The 17,023-nt window shown below is 32.9% G+C and carries 18 protein-coding genes; 9 read left to right on the top strand and 9 right to left on the bottom strand.

Features of this window, described 5'->3' with window-relative positions; all coding sequences use genetic code 11:
- Positions 1-53 precede the first annotated feature (53 nt).
- Positions 54-605, bottom strand: a complete 552-nt coding sequence (locus CHB81_RS13245) for a Smr/MutS family protein (protein WP_089352343.1) — start codon at positions 603-605, stop codon at positions 54-56.
- Entirely contained in the window at positions 595-780 is a 186-nt protein-coding gene (locus CHB81_RS13240; RefSeq protein WP_089352342.1) for a hypothetical protein, read from the bottom strand. Before CHB81_RS13240 ends, CHB81_RS13245 begins: the two co-directional genes overlap by 11 nt.
- Before the next feature lie 106 nt (positions 781-886).
- Between CHB81_RS13240 and CHB81_RS13235 the strand changes: the two genes are divergently transcribed.
- On the top strand, positions 887-1,171 hold the full coding sequence (locus tag CHB81_RS13235; RefSeq protein WP_089352341.1) for a DUF2752 domain-containing protein: 285 nt from the start codon (positions 887-889) through the stop codon (positions 1,169-1,171).
- Positions 1,172-1,197: 26 nt separating this feature from the next.
- On the opposite strand, the gene CHB81_RS13230 is transcribed toward CHB81_RS13235, so the two are convergent.
- Positions 1,198-1,899 (bottom strand): DUF1003 domain-containing protein, encoded by a 702-nt coding sequence (locus CHB81_RS13230; protein ID WP_089352340.1) that lies wholly within the window; start codon positions 1,897-1,899, stop codon positions 1,198-1,200.
- Positions 1,900-2,089: 190 nt separating this feature from the next.
- Here CHB81_RS13230 and epsC point away from each other — a divergent pair, with 190 nt between their 5' ends.
- The 3 genes from epsC (at position 2,090) to CHB81_RS13215 (ending at position 4,884) form a co-directional block, all read left to right on the top strand.
- Positions 2,090-2,881, top strand: a complete 792-nt coding sequence (gene epsC / locus CHB81_RS13225; protein WP_089352339.1) for a serine O-acetyltransferase EpsC — start codon at positions 2,090-2,092, stop codon at positions 2,879-2,881.
- A gap of 2 nt (positions 2,882-2,883) precedes the next feature.
- Positions 2,884-3,771 (top strand): cysteine synthase CysM, encoded by an 888-nt coding sequence (gene cysM, locus CHB81_RS13220; RefSeq protein WP_089352338.1) that lies wholly within the window; start codon positions 2,884-2,886, stop codon positions 3,769-3,771.
- 126 nt (positions 3,772-3,897) lie between these two features.
- Entirely contained in the window at positions 3,898-4,884 is a 987-nt protein-coding gene (locus CHB81_RS13215; protein ID WP_089352337.1) for an aldo/keto reductase, read from the top strand.
- A 79-nt stretch (positions 4,885-4,963) separates the two neighbouring features.
- Here CHB81_RS13215 and CHB81_RS13210 read toward each other — a convergent pair whose 3' ends face one another.
- On the bottom strand, positions 4,964-6,028 hold the full coding sequence (locus CHB81_RS13210) for a sensor histidine kinase KdpD (RefSeq protein WP_089352336.1): 1,065 nt from the start codon (positions 6,026-6,028) through the stop codon (positions 4,964-4,966).
- A 159-nt stretch (positions 6,029-6,187) separates the two neighbouring features.
- On the opposite strand from CHB81_RS13210, the gene rlmD reads away from it, so the two are divergent.
- From rlmD to CHB81_RS13195, 3 genes are read left to right on the top strand one after another with little or no spacing between them, the layout of a single operon-like run.
- The gene (rlmD, locus tag CHB81_RS13205; protein WP_089352335.1) at positions 6,188-7,600 is read left to right on the top strand and encodes a 23S rRNA (uracil(1939)-C(5))-methyltransferase RlmD; all 1,413 of its coding nucleotides are present in this window, start codon (positions 6,188-6,190) and stop codon (positions 7,598-7,600) included.
- Between the two features lie 13 nt (positions 7,601-7,613).
- Positions 7,614-8,183: a DUF6452 family protein gene (locus CHB81_RS13200; RefSeq protein ID WP_089352334.1), complete on the top strand. Its 570-nt coding sequence runs from the start codon at positions 7,614-7,616 to the stop codon at positions 8,181-8,183.
- Positions 8,155-8,985, top strand: coding sequence for a DUF6048 family protein (locus tag CHB81_RS13195; protein WP_089352333.1), 831 nt, complete (start codon positions 8,155-8,157; stop codon positions 8,983-8,985). Before CHB81_RS13200 ends, CHB81_RS13195 begins: the two co-directional genes overlap by 29 nt.
- Before the next feature lie 59 nt (positions 8,986-9,044).
- On the opposite strand, the gene CHB81_RS13190 is transcribed toward CHB81_RS13195, so the two are convergent.
- From CHB81_RS13190 to CHB81_RS13180, 3 genes are all read right to left on the bottom strand, one after another.
- On the bottom strand, positions 9,045-9,737 hold the full coding sequence (locus CHB81_RS13190; protein WP_089352332.1) for an aspartate/glutamate racemase family protein: 693 nt from the start codon (positions 9,735-9,737) through the stop codon (positions 9,045-9,047).
- A 19-nt stretch (positions 9,738-9,756) separates the two neighbouring features.
- Entirely contained in the window at positions 9,757-9,993 is a 237-nt protein-coding gene (locus CHB81_RS13185; RefSeq protein ID WP_089352331.1) for a hypothetical protein, read from the bottom strand.
- Between the two features lie 239 nt (positions 9,994-10,232).
- On the bottom strand, positions 10,233-11,390 hold the full coding sequence (locus CHB81_RS13180; RefSeq protein WP_089352330.1) for a class I SAM-dependent RNA methyltransferase: 1,158 nt from the start codon (positions 11,388-11,390) through the stop codon (positions 10,233-10,235).
- A gap of 134 nt (positions 11,391-11,524) precedes the next feature.
- Here CHB81_RS13180 and CHB81_RS13175 point away from each other — a divergent pair, with 134 nt between their 5' ends.
- Both CHB81_RS13175 and CHB81_RS13170 read left to right on the top strand, forming a co-directional pair.
- On the top strand, positions 11,525-12,289 hold the full coding sequence (locus tag CHB81_RS13175; RefSeq protein ID WP_089352329.1) for a bifunctional 2-polyprenyl-6-hydroxyphenol methylase/3-demethylubiquinol 3-O-methyltransferase UbiG: 765 nt from the start codon (positions 11,525-11,527) through the stop codon (positions 12,287-12,289).
- 88 nt (positions 12,290-12,377) lie between these two features.
- Positions 12,378-13,046 (top strand): ZIP family metal transporter, encoded by a 669-nt coding sequence (locus CHB81_RS13170; RefSeq protein WP_089352328.1) that lies wholly within the window; start codon positions 12,378-12,380, stop codon positions 13,044-13,046.
- 234 nt (positions 13,047-13,280) lie between these two features.
- On the opposite strand, the gene CHB81_RS13165 is transcribed toward CHB81_RS13170, so the two are convergent.
- Complete coding sequence (locus CHB81_RS13165) at positions 13,281-15,665, bottom strand: TonB-dependent receptor (protein WP_089352327.1); 2,385 nt, start codon at positions 15,663-15,665, stop codon at positions 13,281-13,283.
- 154 nt (positions 15,666-15,819) lie between these two features.
- Positions 15,820-16,968, bottom strand: coding sequence for an AraC family transcriptional regulator (locus CHB81_RS13160; protein ID WP_089352326.1), 1,149 nt, complete (start codon positions 16,966-16,968; stop codon positions 15,820-15,822).
- Positions 16,969-17,023 lie beyond the last annotated feature (55 nt).

Genomic DNA, 17,023 nt, shown 5'->3' with positions numbered 1-17,023 from the left:
ACGGACGTTTTTTTGTGCTTTATAATAAATGGTTTTTAACCCAAAAAGCGACTTTACTTATTATTTTGTCTAAAATAAACTTCAGTTGCACCTAAACCATATTTTTGATAATTGGCATCCTGAAAATCAATTCCGTCATAACGACCTAATAAAAAATCAAGTTCGGCTTTTAAAATTCCTTCGCCAACACCGTGAATAAAAACAATTTTAGGAATGCGATTTCTGATCGCAAATTCAATGTGTCTTTTTGCCGTTTCAGTCTGCAAAGTCAGGATATCATAATTTGACATTCCGCGTTTGTTTGGAACCAGTTTTTCGATATGCAAATCAAATTCCGGAGCTGCAATTTCGCGTTTATCCTTCTTTTCTTTCACAAAACTACGTGGTTTTGGTTCCGTTTTCTCTTTTGTAATCTCATCTAAATCGATTCTTTTAATAGAATTCATTAAATTACTGGAATCCTGAATCTTAAGCAATTCATTGGCAAAAAATGTCATCATAAATCCATCTTCCGTTTCAATTAAAACTTCATTATTTTTAACCGAAACTACCGTTCCGTTTATAGCTTCGTCTAAGACTGAAACCTTATCTCCTTTAGTCAACATCCTTCTCTTCTTTATCTTGATTTTTACTTGGTGTTTTTGCGCTCAGCTGCATCATTCCAAACATGAAAACTGCAATCGCAATTACCGTGATATAGACATTCTTTTCTGCTGAAACCTGCTCGTATAATGCAACCGAAATAGCAAGAATCATTATTATAATTTTAATCGCTTTCATATTTTAAAGTATAAGAATTCAAAAGTATAAAACTTTAAAATAGCAGTTCGCAACTTTTGAAATGTTATCAATTATTTTTTTTGTAAAATTGTAAAAAATAATCGACTTGAACTTAGAGAAATATATGATCCCTTGCCTATTCAAAACATTCTTTGGAGTGGAGTGTTTGGGATGCGGTTTTCAGCGTGCTTTAGTCTTACTTTTTCAAGGTGAATTTTCGGCTGCTTTTCAGATGTATCCGGCACTATATACTTCACTTTTATTTTTCGCTTTTGTGGCTTTGTACTTTTTAGACAAATCAAGAAACTACAAAAAAATCGTTTGGAATGTGGCGTTCATAAATCTCGTTTTTATGCTTGGCGGATACTTTTATAAACACTTCTATCTTTAACTTTTTTAATTCAAAAATCACTGAAATTATTTCTTGATTTGGTTTAGAATATCATTCATCATTTCGATTTGTACTTTCTGAATTTCGATTAATTCCTGTTGTTGGTGCATAATCATATGATCGATTTTATCGTGAATCATTCTAATTTCTAATTCTGATTTAAGGTTAATCATATAATCTTTTTTGGCTCGGTTTCTGTCTTTTTCTTCCTGACGATTTTGACTCATCATAATTACCGGAGCCTGCAATGCCGCAATACAGGATAAAATCAAATTCAGTAAGATAAATGGATACGGATCAAAACCTTTATTAACCAAAATATAAACATTAGCAGCAATCCAGACGATTATGAAAGCTAAAAACGAAATAATAAAAGTCCAGCTTCCGCCAAAATCCGCTACTTTATCTGCTATTTTCTGACCAAAACTTCTGGTTTCCTGCTCATCTTCTGCAATACTTACAATTGATCTGTCTTCTTTTAAAGATGCAATTACACTTTTTTCAAGATCAGAAAGCGTCCCTATTTCTGTAGACAAATAGTTCGACACGTATTTTTGGCGATATTCATTTAACTCCTTAACCGCAATACAATCGTCTTCGCAAAAAGAAGGATAATCTTTCATAATTAATCCCAAAATTGGATCATGTATTGATTTTCCGTAAATTTTCTCACTTTCCGGAAATTCAAGATTAGAAATAGCGCTCTTAAAAGTTGAATTGTTTTTCATTTTTATAAATTTTACTGGCTAATTTACGCATTTAACTTCTTAAGAATCATATAAAACAATCGCTTTTATCATTCTTTTTTTTATCACAAATAGAATTCGCTATGCAAAATTTCTTTAGTTAATTCGTGCCTTTATTTACAAAAAACACCTTACTTTTAGCATTTCAAATTATCCACTCAATTTTACAATTGTGACAAAAGAAAGTATCATACAAAACATAAAAGCTCTAAAAAGCCATTCAAACATTAATTACGGAATCAAAACCAAAACAGAAGATTTTACCGAGAAGCTTTTCTATACTCTTTTTGATTCGAATGCCGCTTTAGATGAAAGCATCGACGAACTTGAAATACGCTTTAAAGAAATTGCTATTCTGGCTTGCAAAAAACCAGAAAACTTATGCGAATCGATTTGGGATCGATTCCTCGAAAAATTACCACACGTATTAGAAAAACTAAATAACGATGCAGCCTATATTTTAGAAAATGATCCTGCGTCAAATAGTATCGATGAAGTTTATTTGGCATATCCCGGTTTCTACGCCATTGCGATTTACAGATTAAGTCATGAATTATACAATCTGGATTTGTTGTTATTCTCGAGATTAATGAGTGAATATGCGCATCGAATTACCGGAACAGATATTCATGCCGGTGCTCAAATTGCCTCACCTTTTTTTGTTGATCACGCCACCGGAATTGTTATTGGTGAAACAACCGTCATCAAAAAACACGTTAAAATTTATCAGGGTGTAACACTTGGAGCATTAAGCGTAAGCAAGGAAATGAAAAATGCCAAAAGACATCCAACCGTAGAAGCTAATGTTTGCATTTATGCCAACGCAACTATTTTGGGAGGTGAAACCACTATTGGAAAAAATAGTATTGTAGGAGGAAACGCCTGGATTACCAAATCGATTCCCGAAGATTCTATTGTTCTGAATACTACTACAACTGAAGTTAAAATAAAAGAAAAGAAATAAAAATGGGTCCACAGAAATTGCTTAGCCTAATTGGAAATACTCCTTTGATGGAAACTGTCAATTTGGTTAAAAATAAAAACGTAAAACTTTTACTGAAGCTTGAAGGAAATAATCCCGGCGGAAGTGTAAAAGACAGAGCTGCATACAATATGATTGCTTCGGCTCTTGAAAGAGGCGATATTAAAAAAGGTGATAAACTAATTGAAGCAACAAGTGGTAACACGGGAATTGCTCTTGCAATGATTGCTCAATTATTTCAAATAGAAATAGAATTGGTTTTACCGGAAGATTCTACAAAAGAACGTACACAGACAATGCGTGCTTATGGCGCTACAGTGATTTTAACACCTGCCAGCGAAGGAATTATTGGTTCGCGTGACTATGCCGACAAAAAAGTAGCTCAAGGCGGTTATTTGATGCTAAATCAATTTGCGAATGATGACAACTGGAAAGCACATTATAAAACTACAGGTCCTGAAATCTGGAACGATACTGACGGAACTGTTACTCACTTTGTCTCTGCAATGGGAACTACGGGAACTATCATTGGAACTTCGACTTATTTAAAAGAAAAAAATCCTGCAATCCAGATTATCGGAGCACAACCAAGCGACGGATCTCAAATTCCGGGAATTCGTAAGTGGCCACAGGAATATTTACCTAAAATTTTTGATGCTTCAAAAGTAGATACTGTAGTAGATGTTAGCGAAGAAGAAGCTCGCGTAATGACCAAAAGATTAGCACTTGAAGAAGGTGTTTTTGCCGGAATGAGCAGCGGTGGTTCTGTTGCCGTAGCTTTAAAAATTGCCGAACAACTAGAATCAGGTGTAATTGTAGCCGTTATCTGCGATCGCGGTGATCGTTATTTATCTTCTGATTTATTTGATTAAAGAAAGAGACAAAGGTTATGAGGTACAAAGGTTCAAAGGCAAAATTTATATCCTTTGATTCTTAGACCCTTAAAAAAAAACCTTTACCTCTCTGAACCTTTTTTTAACCCCTGAACCTCAAAAAGAATGAACTATAGAAAACTAGGAAAAACAAACTTCAATATATCTGAAATCTCACTTGGCACTTGGCAAGTTGGAGGAAAATGGGGATCTGCTTTTGATAATAAAACTGCAGATGAACTTTTGAATACTGCCATTGACAATGGCGTAAATTTTATTGACACTGCCGATGTTTATGAAAATGGCTTAAGCGAAACTGCCGTTGGTCGTGTAGTTCGCTCACGATCTGAACGTATTTATGTTGCTACAAAATGCGGCCGCCATATTAACCCGCATGTTAGCGAAGGTTACCAGCCAAAAGTACTTCAGAAATTTGTTGAAGACAGTTTAAAAAGAATGGGATTGGAAACTTTGGATTTGATTCAGCTGCACTGTCCTCCTACTGAAGTTTTTTATCGTCCCGAAATTTTCGAACTATTTGACCGATTAAAAGAACAAGGCAAAATCCAGAATCTTGGTGTTAGCGTAGAAAAAGTTGAAGAAGCCTTAAAAGCAATTGAATATTCGAATGTAACAACGGTTCAGATTATTTTTAATTTATTCCGTCAACGTCCATCTCAATTATTTTTCTCAGAAGCCAGAAAAAAAGATGTCGGAATCATTGCGAGAGTTCCTCTGGCAAGCGGACTTTTAACAGGTAAGTTTGATGCAAAAACTAGTTTTGACGCTCAAGATCATCGAAATTTCAATAGAAACGGTGACGCTTTTGATAAAGGAGAAACTTTTTCAGGAATTGACTATGAATTAGGTCTAAAAGCCGTTGAAAAATTAAAATCATTATTTCCGAAAACTCCAAATCTTGCTCCAATTGCACTTCAGTGGATTTTGAGTTTCGAAGATATAAGCTGTATTATTCCAGGTGCTTCAAAAGAAGATCATGTTTTATCAAATTTATCTCTTTATGATTTACCAGAACTAACTCCGGATAAAATTGCGGCGATGAATGCAATTTACGATGAATACATTAAACCTTCTGTACATCATCTTTGGTAGTTTCTTAAAGATTCTAAAATACTATCCCGAGGCTTCGGGACTGAGATCCTAAGTTTTATAGGCTGAAAATTTATTAACCTTATTTCTTATCGTAATTAATATCAAACTCAATTTTAAATTCGGCGCCTTTGTTTTTTCCTTCGCTTGTGGCGCTTAATTTTCCTTTGTTTCTTTCGATAATTTTCTTGCACAAATACAATCCAATTCCGGTTGACAATTCATTAGCGGTTCCTAATCTACTCATTTTGGTGAATTTCTTAAACAATTCATCAATCTGATTTTTATCAAAACCAATTCCTTTATCTATAACAGTAATGACCAAATTTGAATTCTGAAGATACATTCGAACTTTAATTTCGCTATCAAAATAAGAGAACTTAATTGCGTTACTTATTAAATTAACCAAAACCTGAACCAATAAACCTTCGTCGATTTTAAGTTTAGCTTCGACTAATTCTAAACTTAGATTTAACTTTATATTTTTATCGATCAGGCGCTGCTCAACCTGCTCGTTTATAAATGGGAGAATATTAGGAAATATAATGTTTTTAGGATCCTGATTTACTTTTACAATCTGATCCTGTTCTTTTAGCAGTTTTATAAAATTTTCGATGTATCGGAATTGCAAATTAGTCGATTCACATATTAATTCTGCCAAATGCTTAATAGAATCTGATGGATTTTCGCTTAAAATTAGCTTTGCCAAACCTTGCGGATTTCCCGCAAAATTTTTCAAATCATGAGAAAGCATGTAAATTAAATCCTGCTTTTCGTTTATAAAACTTTCAGATTCATAAATTGATTCTTGAATATTACACATCAACAACCCTGCTTCATCTGAATACTCTGTTGGCAAAACAGATAATCTTCTGTTATTTCTATAATCATCTAAAGATTTAGAAGCTAAAGAAATAGGCTTAATCAATTGATTTAAAACCAAAAGCGTCACTAAAGTCGCCACTAAAGTCATTATCAAAGCAAACACTAAAATGGAAATTGGAGAAATAGTATGATCCGAAAAAATTACGAAGAATAGTATACCAATTAAGGGAATATGAATACCTATGAAAGCAACAAACAGGAATTTGAACACATAACTTTTTCTCAGAAAGCCAATTTTGGAAAGATTATGATACAACTTCATAAAATAATAACAATACTATAGGTTAAAAATGTAGCATTTGGGGTTATTGCCATAAACAAAGTTAGCTTTTAAACTTAATAAAACTAGTAATTTAAAGAAATTGATAAAATATTTTGAAATTTAAATTTATAAAAGTTTACAAACCCTTATTTTTGCGCTATGGGAAGAAAAAATACAGACAAAGTTGTCTTTCATCAAATTCAGGTTCTTGATGCTGGAGCAAAAGGAGTATCAGTTGCTAAAGCTCCTGACGGAAAAGTAATCTTTATTCCGAATGTAGTTCCGGGTGATGTAGTTGACGTACAAACTTTCAAAAAAAGAAAAGCCTATTATGAAGGCAAAGCCGTAAAATTTCACGAATTTTCAGAACATCGTATAGAACCAATATGCGAGCATTTTGGAGTTTGTGGAGGATGTAAATGGCAAAATATGAAATACAGCCAACAGTTGTATTACAAACAAAACGAAGTAAAAAATCATTTGCAACGTATAGGAAAAGTGGAACTTCCTGAATTTGAAGCTATTTTAGGTTCGGAAAAACAGTTTTTCTATAGAAACAAAATGGAATTTTCGTTTTCTAACAGTCGTTGGTTAACCGAAAAAGAAATTGAAAGCACAGAAGATTTAGGAAACAGAAACGCCTTAGGATTTCACATTCCGAAAATGTGGGATAAAATTCTTGACATTCAAAAATGTCATTTACAAGAAGATCCTTCGAACGCGATTAGAAACGAAATCAGAGATTTTGCAAACGAGCATAATTTAGCATTCTTTAATCCAAGAGAACAATCTGGTTTATTGAGAACTTTTATGATCCGTACGGCTTCAACCGGAGAAATCATGGTTTTGATTCAGTTTTTCGAAAATGACAAAAAAAACCGCGAACTTATTTTAGATCACCTTTACGAGAAATTTCCACAAATTACTTCGTTGCAATATGTCGTAAACGCAAAACAAAACGATACTATTTACGATCAGAATATCAAACTATATAAAGGTAGAGATTATATTCTGGAAGAAATGGAAGGTTTAAAATTCAGCATCAATGCTAAATCTTTTTACCAGACCAATTCTGATCAGGCTTATGAATTATACAAAATAACACGTGATTTTGCCGGACTTTCAGGTAACGAAACTGTTTATGATTTATATACTGGAACTGGAACTATTGCACAATTCGTTTCTAAAAAAGCCAAAAAAGTAATTGGTGTAGAAAGTGTTCCCGAAGCAATTTTAGACGCTAAAGCAAATGCTGAACGCAATAATATAACAAATTGCGAGTTTTTTGTAGGAGACATGAAAGTGGTATTTAACGAAAGTTTTATCGCTCAACATGGTAAACCAGATGTTATTATTACTGATCCACCTCGTGACGGAATGCACAAAGATGTTATTGATCAAATCTTGAAAATTGCTCCTAAAAAAGTAGTTTATGTAAGTTGTAATTCAGCAACACAAGCACGTGATTTGGCTTTAATGGATGAAAAATACAAAGTAACACGTGTACGTCCGGTTGATATGTTTCCGCAAACACATCATGTTGAAAATGTTGTACTTTTAGAACTTCGATAACAAAAAACTATAAATGAAAAAAATAGTAGCTTTTTTATTACTCTTCACTTTTGGCTTATCAAGCTGCGAGAAAGATGATATTTGCGATTCAAACACTCCTACAACCCCTCGATTGGTAATATCTTTTTATAATAATGGTGATGCAACTTTACCCAGAAAAGTAACCAATTTAAAAGTCGTAGGAAAAGATAAGGATGGCAAAGATTTGCCTGAAGGAATAGTTTTTAACGAAAATGTTACAGATACAACCAAGTATTATGCAAATGGTGTTTCTACTATTTCAATTCCGTTAAAAACCGATGAAAACTCTACGACTTATACCTTTATTTATAATGCTGCAAGTACAGATCCTACTCTGATTAATAAAGATGTAATACAATTTGACTATAATCATAAAGATTTATATGTATCAAGAGCATGTGGTTACAAAACTACTTTTACATTAAATCCTTTTATTGCTGATCCGGTATCACAGCCTTTTATATATAGTCCGGGAGTAGATGGACCTTGGATGAGAGTAATTAACGTAGAAAACTTTAACATTGAATCTGAAAATGAGACACATCTTAAAATATACTTTTAGTTTTTGCTTATTGTTTTCAATGTTTTGGGTTCAAGCCCAGGAAACGCCGACTACAGCAACAAAAGAAATTGTTCAGGAAAAGCCAAAACTAAAATCAAAAACCGAACCTGCCAAACCGGCGATTCAGGAAACAAAAAAGGATTCGGTTCCTAAAACAGATCGTTATGGTTTGCGTGTAGGTGTCGATTTATACAAATTGACTCGCGGATTTTATGATAAAGATTATAAAGGTGTAGAATTTGTGGGGGATTTTCGCCTGACGAAAAAATACTATCTGGCTGCCGAACTTGGTTTTGAAGACAAAACAACTGACGACGATAGACTGAACTCTACAGCAACAGGAACTTACATAAAAGGAGGTTTTGATTACAATACATATCAAAACTGGCTTGATATGGAAAACATGATCACGATAGGTTTAAGAGGTGGTTTTAGCTCGTTTAGTCAACAATTAAACAGTTATAAAATCTACAATCCTAATCCGTATTGGGGAGAACAGCCTGCAATTGTTTCAGACGAAAAATTCAACGGTCTAACAGCCGGATGGCTTGAAGTTGCATTGGGAATAAAAGCCAAAGTCTTCAATAATGTATTTGTAGGCTTTGGAGTTCAGTTAAAACTTTTGGTTATGAATAATAAACCAAGTGGTTTTGACAATCTTTACATTCCTGGTTTTAATAGAACTTATGATGGAAATTTTGGAGTAGGTTTTAATTATACCGTTTCTTATTTTATACCTTTATACAAGAAAAAAGTTATTGTACCTGAAACTCCTGATAAAAAAGAAACTCCTAAAAAGTAGTTTCTTCTGTAAATAAAAAAAGCCCCGAATTTCTAATTCGGGGCTTTTTATTTATATATCTAAGACAATTGAAATGATATTGCAGCATTCGAATGTATCAAAGTAGTATCAAAAACAGGAACGGTAACATCCTCCGGTTTTATAACTAAAGGAAGTTCTGTACAACCCAAAATAACACCTTCGGCACCATTTTCTATAAGTTCGTTTGTGATCTTCAAAATGCGTTTTTTGGTTTCATCGGTAACGATACCTTTTCCTAATTCTTCAAAAATTGCAGTGTGTAGAAAATCTCTGTCGTCACTATTCTCCGGAATAATGGCTTCAACACCTCTAGCGCTCAGTTTTTCTTTAAAGAAATCAAGTTCCATTGTAAACTTAGTTCCCAATAGCGCCACTTTTTTAAGGTTTTGCTTTTCAATTTGAATAGCCGTTTCTGTAGCAATATGAATAATAGGCAAATCAATTGCTTTCGCGAGTCTGTCCGCAATAAGATGCATCGTATTAGCACACAAAACAATTGCTTCTGCTCCACCCGATTTTAAAAATTGACAAGCTTTAAAAAGCATTTCAAACGTACGATCCCAATCGTTGGTATCGTTATTCTTTTTAATATCAGCATAATTGAAAGAATAAATCAAACATTCTGAGAAGTTAAGTCCTCCCATTTTCTCGTTCATCCCCTGATTTATAAGTTTGTAATAATCTACTGTAGAAACCCAGCTAATTCCGCCTATAAGTCCAATTACTCTCATATAAAAATCACTTTATTAGTTATCCAATCTCTCTAATTCCTTTTATAAAAATCCATTTCATGAACAGCTTTTCTCCATCTTTGGTTTTTACCGCCTGAAATTTAGGCGAAATCAAAGTTGCCGCAATAAATGAGGTCATCGGGATCCAAAATCCAGTTAAATGGGTATAGGTTGCCACCAAATATCTTCCTAAAATAAATAGAATCGCAAAACATCCTAATTGATATAAAAAAGCTCTTACTTGTAGTTTAGTCATTATTTTTGAGTTGCTAAGGTTTTGAGACGCTAAGTTGCTAAGTTTTTATTTAGAAGCTTATTTTTACCTAACCTTAAATTTTTATTTTGAGTCGCTAAGGTTCTGAGTCTCTAAGTTGCTAAGTTTTTTTTAGAAGCTTATTTTCACTGACCTTAAATTTGTTATTTACTTTATATCATAAGACACTGAAATGCAAAGCTAAAAAACTTAGCAACTCAGCATCTTAGTAACTTAGAACCTTAGATCTGAAATTTCGTTCTCTTACTTCCTTCGTACATTTCGTATTTTACCAAACGTGCTTCTAAGCTTGCGTTGAAAAGTTTAATTTTACGAGAAGGTTTTAAACCTACAAACTTCAATGCTTCAAGATTTGCAGTAATAAACCAGGCATTTGTTCCCGGATAGCTTTTCTTTAAAGTATCTCCAATGTTTTTGTAGAATTCTTCCATATGAATATCCAAACGCTCATCATAAGGCGGATTAAAAACCATGTGTAACTTTCCTTCTACTTCTTTTTCAGTATCAAAAAAGTTATTTTCAGAAATAGTAACATAATCATCCAAATTGGCGTTTCTGATATTGTCTTTGGCTTTGTTTACAGCGCTTGGAGCTTTATCAAAACCTTTTATAGTATAATGGAATTCTTTTGTTTTTTTCATCAGACTGTTTACAATCTGATCGAATAAATCATTATCCCAGTCTTTCCATTTTTCGAATGCAAATTCTTTTCTGTTGATATTTGCCGGAATATTACAAGCGATCATCGCAGCTTCTGCAAGGAAAGTTCCAGAACCACACATTGGATCTAAAAAGTGACTTTGACCTTCCCAACCTGACAACAATAAAATTCCTGCTGCTAAAACTTCGTTGATTGGTGCAATATTCGTCGCTGTTCTATAACCACGCTGGTGCAATGAATTTCCTGAGGTATCTAATGCAACCGAAACCTGATCTTTGTCAATATGAATATTGATTCTCAAATCCGGAAATGCTTTATCGATACTTGGTCTTTGTCCCGTTCTTTCTCTAAATTGATCTACAATTGCATCTTTACATTTTTGAGAAACAAACTCTGAGTGATTAAAATAAGTCGAATGTACTGTAGCATCAATTACAAACGTTTGATTTGCATTTAATAATTTAGACCAATTTACACCCGAAATTCCTTTGTATAATGCTTGTTCATTATTTGCTCTAAACGAGTAAATAGGTTTTAAGACTTTAAGTGCCGTACGCAACGATAAATTGGCTTTGTACATAAAACCTTTATCGCCCTTAAAGCTTACCATTCTCACTCCTTTTTCAACATCCTGAGCGCCAAGAGCACGTAATTCGTTCTCTAATATTTCTTCAAAACCAAAAAAACATTTGGCAATCATTCTAAAATTTTCTTCCATCTTTATTTTTGTATTAAAAAACAACTCCGATCACAGTATATAACTAATGATTATACAGCTATATCGCGAAATAGTTATTTTTCGGCAAAAATACACTAAATTTGCGGTACTTTGAATTAATTGAAATAGAATAAATGTCTGAAGCACCAAACTCATCCACACCAAATCAGGATCGTAACACTCAAAACTGGTTCACATCATGGTTTGACACTCCGTATTATCACATTCTTTATAAAGACCGAAATTACAGAGAGGCGCAGATTTTTATGGATAATCTTACACATTATTTAAACCTGCCTGAAAAAGCTAAAGTACTTGATTTAGCTTGCGGAAAAGGACGCCATTCTATTTACTTAAACCAATTAGGTTTTAATGTTTTAGGTGCAGATTTGTCTGAAAACAGTATTGCCGAAGCCAGTAAAAACAGTAACGAAACCCTGCATTTTAAAGTGCACGATATGCGTGAGCCGTTTGAAGAAAAATTTGATGCTATTTTTAATTTATTTACCAGTTTTGGTTATTTTGAAAGCGACGATGATAATTTGACCACTCTAAAAGCAATCAAAGAAAGCTTGTCTGAATATGGTTTTGCCGTAATCGATTTTATGAATGTAAATCAGGTAATTGAAACGTTGGTTCCTGAGGAAGTAAAGACCGTTGAAGGAATCGATTTTAAAATCAAAAGATACGTTCGGGACGGGCATATTTTTAAAGAAATAGATTTTGAAGATCAGGGTCAAAATTATCATTTTACTGAAAAAGTAAAAGCGCTGACTTTGAAAGATTTTGAAGAATTAATGGCCGAAGCCGGTATTTTTCTATTAGATATTTTTGGAGATTATAAACTCAAAAAGTTTCATAAAACCGAAAGCGAACGATTAATCATGATTTTTAAATAATTGGTAAATCGTTAAATTGTTTAACCGTCTAACCGATTAAACAAATCAACAGTTAAACGATTAAACCAAAAAACCGATTAAACAAAATATGAACTATCTTTTACCTTTATTTTCTGTACTATTAGGATATATTGTGGCTTTGTTTTTAAAACCTAAAAGCAAAACCAATCTAAAATTGCTATTAGCATTTAGCGGTTCATTTTTATTATCGTTAACCGTAATGCATTTGTTGCCGGAGGTTTACGAATCGCACAATCACAACATAGGTTTATTTATAATGGTCGGAATTTTATTCCAGATCGTCTTGGAGTTCTTCTCAAAAGGGGCTGAACACGGTCACGTTCACGGACATGCACAGATGTCTCAGATTCCGTGGTTATTATTCATAAGTTTGTGTATTCATGCCTTTTTAGAAGGTTTTCCCGTTAGCCATCATCACGATTTAGCCATCGGGATTGCCATTCATCATTTGCCAATTGCAGTCATTCTGACTACATTTTTCATCAATGCAAATCTGGACAAAAAAGCTATTTTTATATTCATGCTTACCTTTGCAATTATGACGCCACTAGGCACAATTGCATCTGAATATTTATCCTTTTTAAATGATTATTATACTGAGATAACTGCTGTTGTAATCGGGATTTTATTTCATATTTCGTCGACTATTATTTTTGAAAGCAGCGAAGGACATAAATTCAATATTGCCAAAGTTTCGATGATAGTTCTGGGAATTTTATTAGCATTTTTTATATAAGTTGGGCGTGACCATATTCACAAAAGGCGCTATTTAACAAATCGCTTATAAGCGCCTTTCGCAAATCCGGTCGGGCTATCCGCACTACTTCGGTAGTTTACTCCTATCCCTCACGCAAAAAAACTCCTCTCGTTTAAAAATACCTAACAGGTTGAAAAACCTGTTAGGATACTAATTACAGATAAAACAGTAAATTCCAGAATTATCTAATTTTCTAATTGCCAAATTATCTAATTAATTCGCCCTCTTTTTCTCCTCCTGATTTCCAAAAGCTCTTTCCTGTACTTTTATTTTGTTGTTCCCAAAATTGTAAACCACAGATAAACGCGCAAATCTATTGCTTTCATTTTGGCTATAAACCTGTTTTACGCCATTTACAATCGAAACATCATTCTTTAAATAAGAAGTATTAAAAATATCATTTACCAAGAAAGCAATCTGCATTGTTTTGTTTAATAAATCTTGTTTAAAACCAATATTCAAACTTGACGTATATCCGGTTTCATACAAACCGCTTTTATAAGGCGAAGTGTAACTAAAATCTACTTGCAGTTTCGTCGCTTTACCCAATGAAAATGTATTGTTAGTCGAAAAATCCACTTCAAGACCATTTTGTGGTGTAGCATTAATATTTTTAATAAAAGTAGTTTTTGAACCTAAAAGATAAAGCGAATTTTCACTCTGCCACCAATCTGCAAAATTAGCCGAGTATGTTTCTCCAATTCCATAATTAATCCCTTTAAAATAGTTATCTCTTGATACAACTTGCGTCATTGTTTCCGGATTTGAAGTAAATATTACCCCATAACCATCTGTAATTGCATTTAAGAAAACACTGGTTCTTAAAATTTCTTTGTACGAATGCGCAAATTCAAAATTATCGCTAAAAGAAGGCTTCAAAAACGGATTCCCTTCAGAATAACTGTTACTGCTTATGTAAACTCGAAACGGATTTAATAAAGAAAAACTTGGTCTGCGGATTCTCCTTCCGTAGTTTAAACTAAAATTATTGTTTTCATTTTCTTTATAAGAAGCATAAAACGTTGGAAATAGTTTAGAATAATTGTTTATCGTTTCCTGATTTAAATTTACCGAAAAACCAGTTGTTTGGGTATTTTCCAATCGCAATCCCAATTGAAAATTCCATTTATCATTGATTTTTTTATCCGCATTAATATAAACCGCCTGATTATTTTCGGTGTATTCAAATTGGTTAGTCTGGTTTGGATCTAATACCGGAGTTCCGGTAATTGTATTGTAAAAAATAACATCACTTTTACTGTTTGTAAAACTCGCTTTGGCTCCATAAGACAAGTTCAACGCCTGAAGCGGATGTTCCATATCAGCCTTGAAACTCAAATTATCAATATCCTGATTAGAAAAATTTCGTGCCGATTGATTCACGTCGATAAAAGTTCCATCTGCTGCATAATTGTTTGCTAGAAAATTTCTGTCGAATTTTGAACTATAATCAAAGTAATCTACATCAAAAGACAATTTTCTATTTAGAGAATCTAGTTTTGTAATCAAATGCACATTATAAGTCTGATTACCCAATTTCCTGTCCAGAAAGCTCTCATTGATGATGTAATTGTCTAATTTATTTTGAGCATTATAATTATTAATTCTAATATCCGAGTCAAAATTCGGGCTGCTTTTATCTTTTAAAAATTGAAAACCAATCGTCGTTTTTTCCGAAAAATCATAATCTAAAGCTATTTTTCCAGATACGTTATCCTCGTTTAATTTTGTTGTCACATCCATTTTCGTAGGTCCTTCAACAAAATACATATCAAGAGTTTCTTTAAGATTCCTGTAACCCGTTTTTCCATTAATACTCGCCGAAAATCGGAACTTGTTTTTATTATAAAAGAAGTTATTCCTTAAAGTATAAATTCCGTATTTATTTTGATCGTAGGAAGCTGTAGTTGTATTTTTCCAGGAATCGCGAGCACCTTTTTTCATGATAATATTAATCAGTCCGCCAGTTCCTTCGGCTTCATATTTTGCCGGAGGATTACTGATAATCTCAATATTTTTAATATCACTTGCCGAAATAGATTTCAGGAAATTATTCAGTTCTTCACCTGTTAATTCAATCATACGCCCGTCGATCATAACACGAGAAGTTCCTTTTCCTAATATATTGATCGCATCATTTTGTACTACAACACCCGGCGCCGTATTTATAGCGCTCAGAGCATCTCCGCCAACATTTGTTACATTATTCTCAAGATTGTAAACCAAACGATCTGTTTTTTGCTCAATCGTACTTTTTCTGGATTGAATGACAACTTCACCTAAATTTGTTACATTTTCTTTTAAAATGATCAAACCCAAATTAATATCTTTTTCTATTGTAATTTCCTTCTCAAATTCAGAATATCCAGTTGGATTCATTTTTACTTTATAGAATCCTTTATTCAAAATCACTTCAAAACTACCGTCTTCTTTTGTTGTAGTTCCGCTTATAATTTTTCCTTCTTGATTTAAGATTACAACATCTGTCCATGCTATTGGTGTTTTTTCGTCGGCAATTTTTCCATTTAATTTAAAGGATGTTTGTGCTAAACAAAAAAGAGGCAATAGTAAAAAAATAAGGAGGTTAACTTTTTTCATAATTTCTAGTTTTAAACTTGTTCGATTAATTTGAAGCAAAGTTGCCTTAGAAATTTTCCAGATGCGACCGACAAAAAAAAGTCGAACCAATTTCTCTCTAAGAAATCAGTTCGACTTTATTAACCCCGAAGTACGACTTTTTACAAACCACTAATTATGAAGCGTTTCTATATGCTGTAGGCGTTAGATTTGTATATTTTTTAAACGAAGTATTAAAAGATGATTTTGAATTAAAACCTACTTCATACAGGATTTCCAAAACAGTTAAATCAGTTTTTAAAGGATTTTTCAAAATACTCATGGCTTTTTGAATGCGATGTTCGTTTACAAAATCAAAAAAATGCTGATCCATATGGTGATTAATCAAAACTGATAAATCCCGAACCGGAATATCAATTTGATTTGAAAGCTCCTGAATTGTAAGTGACGGATCAAGAAAAGGTTCTTTTTCTTTCATATACTGTTTCAATGTCGAAATTTGAGCCACAATTAATTCGTTTTGATGTTTTTTGGTTTCGGTAATATTTTCATTTTCCTTAGGTAGAATATCTCTTGCCAATTGCAATTTAGAATTGATTCCTCTAAAAAGTTCCGGATCGTTCAAGGCCTTTAACACAAACCAGCAAGTTACTACTAAAGCCAAAAACTGCATGATTACATTTGCCCAAATCCATAGCGACTCAAAATCAGTAAATCTTAAAACATTCTTCGCTATTGACAAATAATACAAAACAAAGAAAACGGTCGATATTTGAAATAGCCATTTAAAAATAGAGCTTTTAGGATTCGTATAATTTTCCTGATATATTTCTCTGTACTTTTTTAAAACCAAAAATACTCCAATGCTATAGAATACGATTTGCAAACCTAGCATCAACTGGAAAACATAAAATTCGGGCATTTGACTACGATGGTCGTAAAACCTTATTTTATCTATATTATTTAAAAAGTAAACCCTGACTATAAAAACTATATTTACAATTATAAATAGAATTGTGTGAAGTAAATGCTTTGTTTTTAATCGAAAATCCGTAAAACAAACTGACAATATATACAGATAGAAAACAGGAATTATCAAAGCACAACTTGTCCATCTGAAAAATTCTAAATTGAGATTGTTTTTCACGAAATCTTCCGAAATAAAAATTCCAATATTATCAATTATAAATAATAGCAAATAGGAAGCAAATAGTCGATTTGCTAATTTATTTTGGGTTTTCACCGTAAGTAAAAAAAATGCCAGCAATAGTGAAACAAAAACCGACATCCAGCCCATAATGCCTAAAAAGCTATCTATACTCATTTGTTTTTTGATTATTCAACAAATATAATATTTTAGTTCTTTTAATACGATCCAT

Source organism: Flavobacterium sp. ov086, assembly GCF_900187965.1.
Taxonomy (GTDB): Bacteria; Bacteroidota; Bacteroidia; order Flavobacteriales; family Flavobacteriaceae; genus Flavobacterium.
Note: the sequence above shows the minus strand (reverse complement) of the source record. Positions and strands in the feature narration are given on the sequence as shown.

Excerpts from the sequence above, each read along its gene's own strand:
- CHB81_RS13215 (WP_089352337.1), top strand. The coding sequence starts at position 3,898 with ATGAACTATAGAAAACTAGGAAAAACAAACTTCAATATATCTGAAATC.
- CHB81_RS13180 (WP_089352330.1), bottom strand. The coding sequence starts at position 11,390 with ATGGAAGAAAATTTTAGAATGATTGCCAAATGTTTTTTTGGTTTTGAA.
- CHB81_RS13230 (WP_089352340.1), bottom strand. The coding sequence starts at position 1,899 with ATGAAAAACAATTCAACTTTTAAGAGCGCTATTTCTAATCTTGAATTT.
- rlmD (WP_089352335.1), top strand. The coding sequence starts at position 6,188 with ATGGGAAGAAAAAATACAGACAAAGTTGTCTTTCATCAAATTCAGGTT.
- CHB81_RS13240 (WP_089352342.1), bottom strand. The coding sequence starts at position 780 with ATGAAAGCGATTAAAATTATAATAATGATTCTTGCTATTTCGGTTGCA.
- CHB81_RS13195 (WP_089352333.1), top strand. The coding sequence starts at position 8,155 with ATGAGACACATCTTAAAATATACTTTTAGTTTTTGCTTATTGTTTTCA.
- CHB81_RS13175 (WP_089352329.1), top strand. The coding sequence starts at position 11,525 with ATGTCTGAAGCACCAAACTCATCCACACCAAATCAGGATCGTAACACT.
- CHB81_RS13200 (WP_089352334.1), top strand. The coding sequence starts at position 7,614 with ATGAAAAAAATAGTAGCTTTTTTATTACTCTTCACTTTTGGCTTATCA.
- CHB81_RS13160 (WP_089352326.1), bottom strand. The coding sequence starts at position 16,968 with ATGAGTATAGATAGCTTTTTAGGCATTATGGGCTGGATGTCGGTTTTT.
- CHB81_RS13165 (WP_089352327.1), bottom strand. The coding sequence starts at position 15,665 with ATGAAAAAAGTTAACCTCCTTATTTTTTTACTATTGCCTCTTTTTTGT.
- cysM (WP_089352338.1), top strand. The coding sequence starts at position 2,884 with ATGGGTCCACAGAAATTGCTTAGCCTAATTGGAAATACTCCTTTGATG.
- CHB81_RS13170 (WP_089352328.1), top strand. The coding sequence starts at position 12,378 with ATGAACTATCTTTTACCTTTATTTTCTGTACTATTAGGATATATTGTG.
- CHB81_RS13210 (WP_089352336.1), bottom strand. The coding sequence starts at position 6,028 with ATGAAGTTGTATCATAATCTTTCCAAAATTGGCTTTCTGAGAAAAAGT.
- CHB81_RS13185 (WP_089352331.1), bottom strand. The coding sequence starts at position 9,993 with ATGACTAAACTACAAGTAAGAGCTTTTTTATATCAATTAGGATGTTTT.
- CHB81_RS13190 (WP_089352332.1), bottom strand. The coding sequence starts at position 9,737 with ATGAGAGTAATTGGACTTATAGGCGGAATTAGCTGGGTTTCTACAGTA.
- CHB81_RS13245 (WP_089352343.1), bottom strand. The coding sequence starts at position 605 with ATGTTGACTAAAGGAGATAAGGTTTCAGTCTTAGACGAAGCTATAAAC.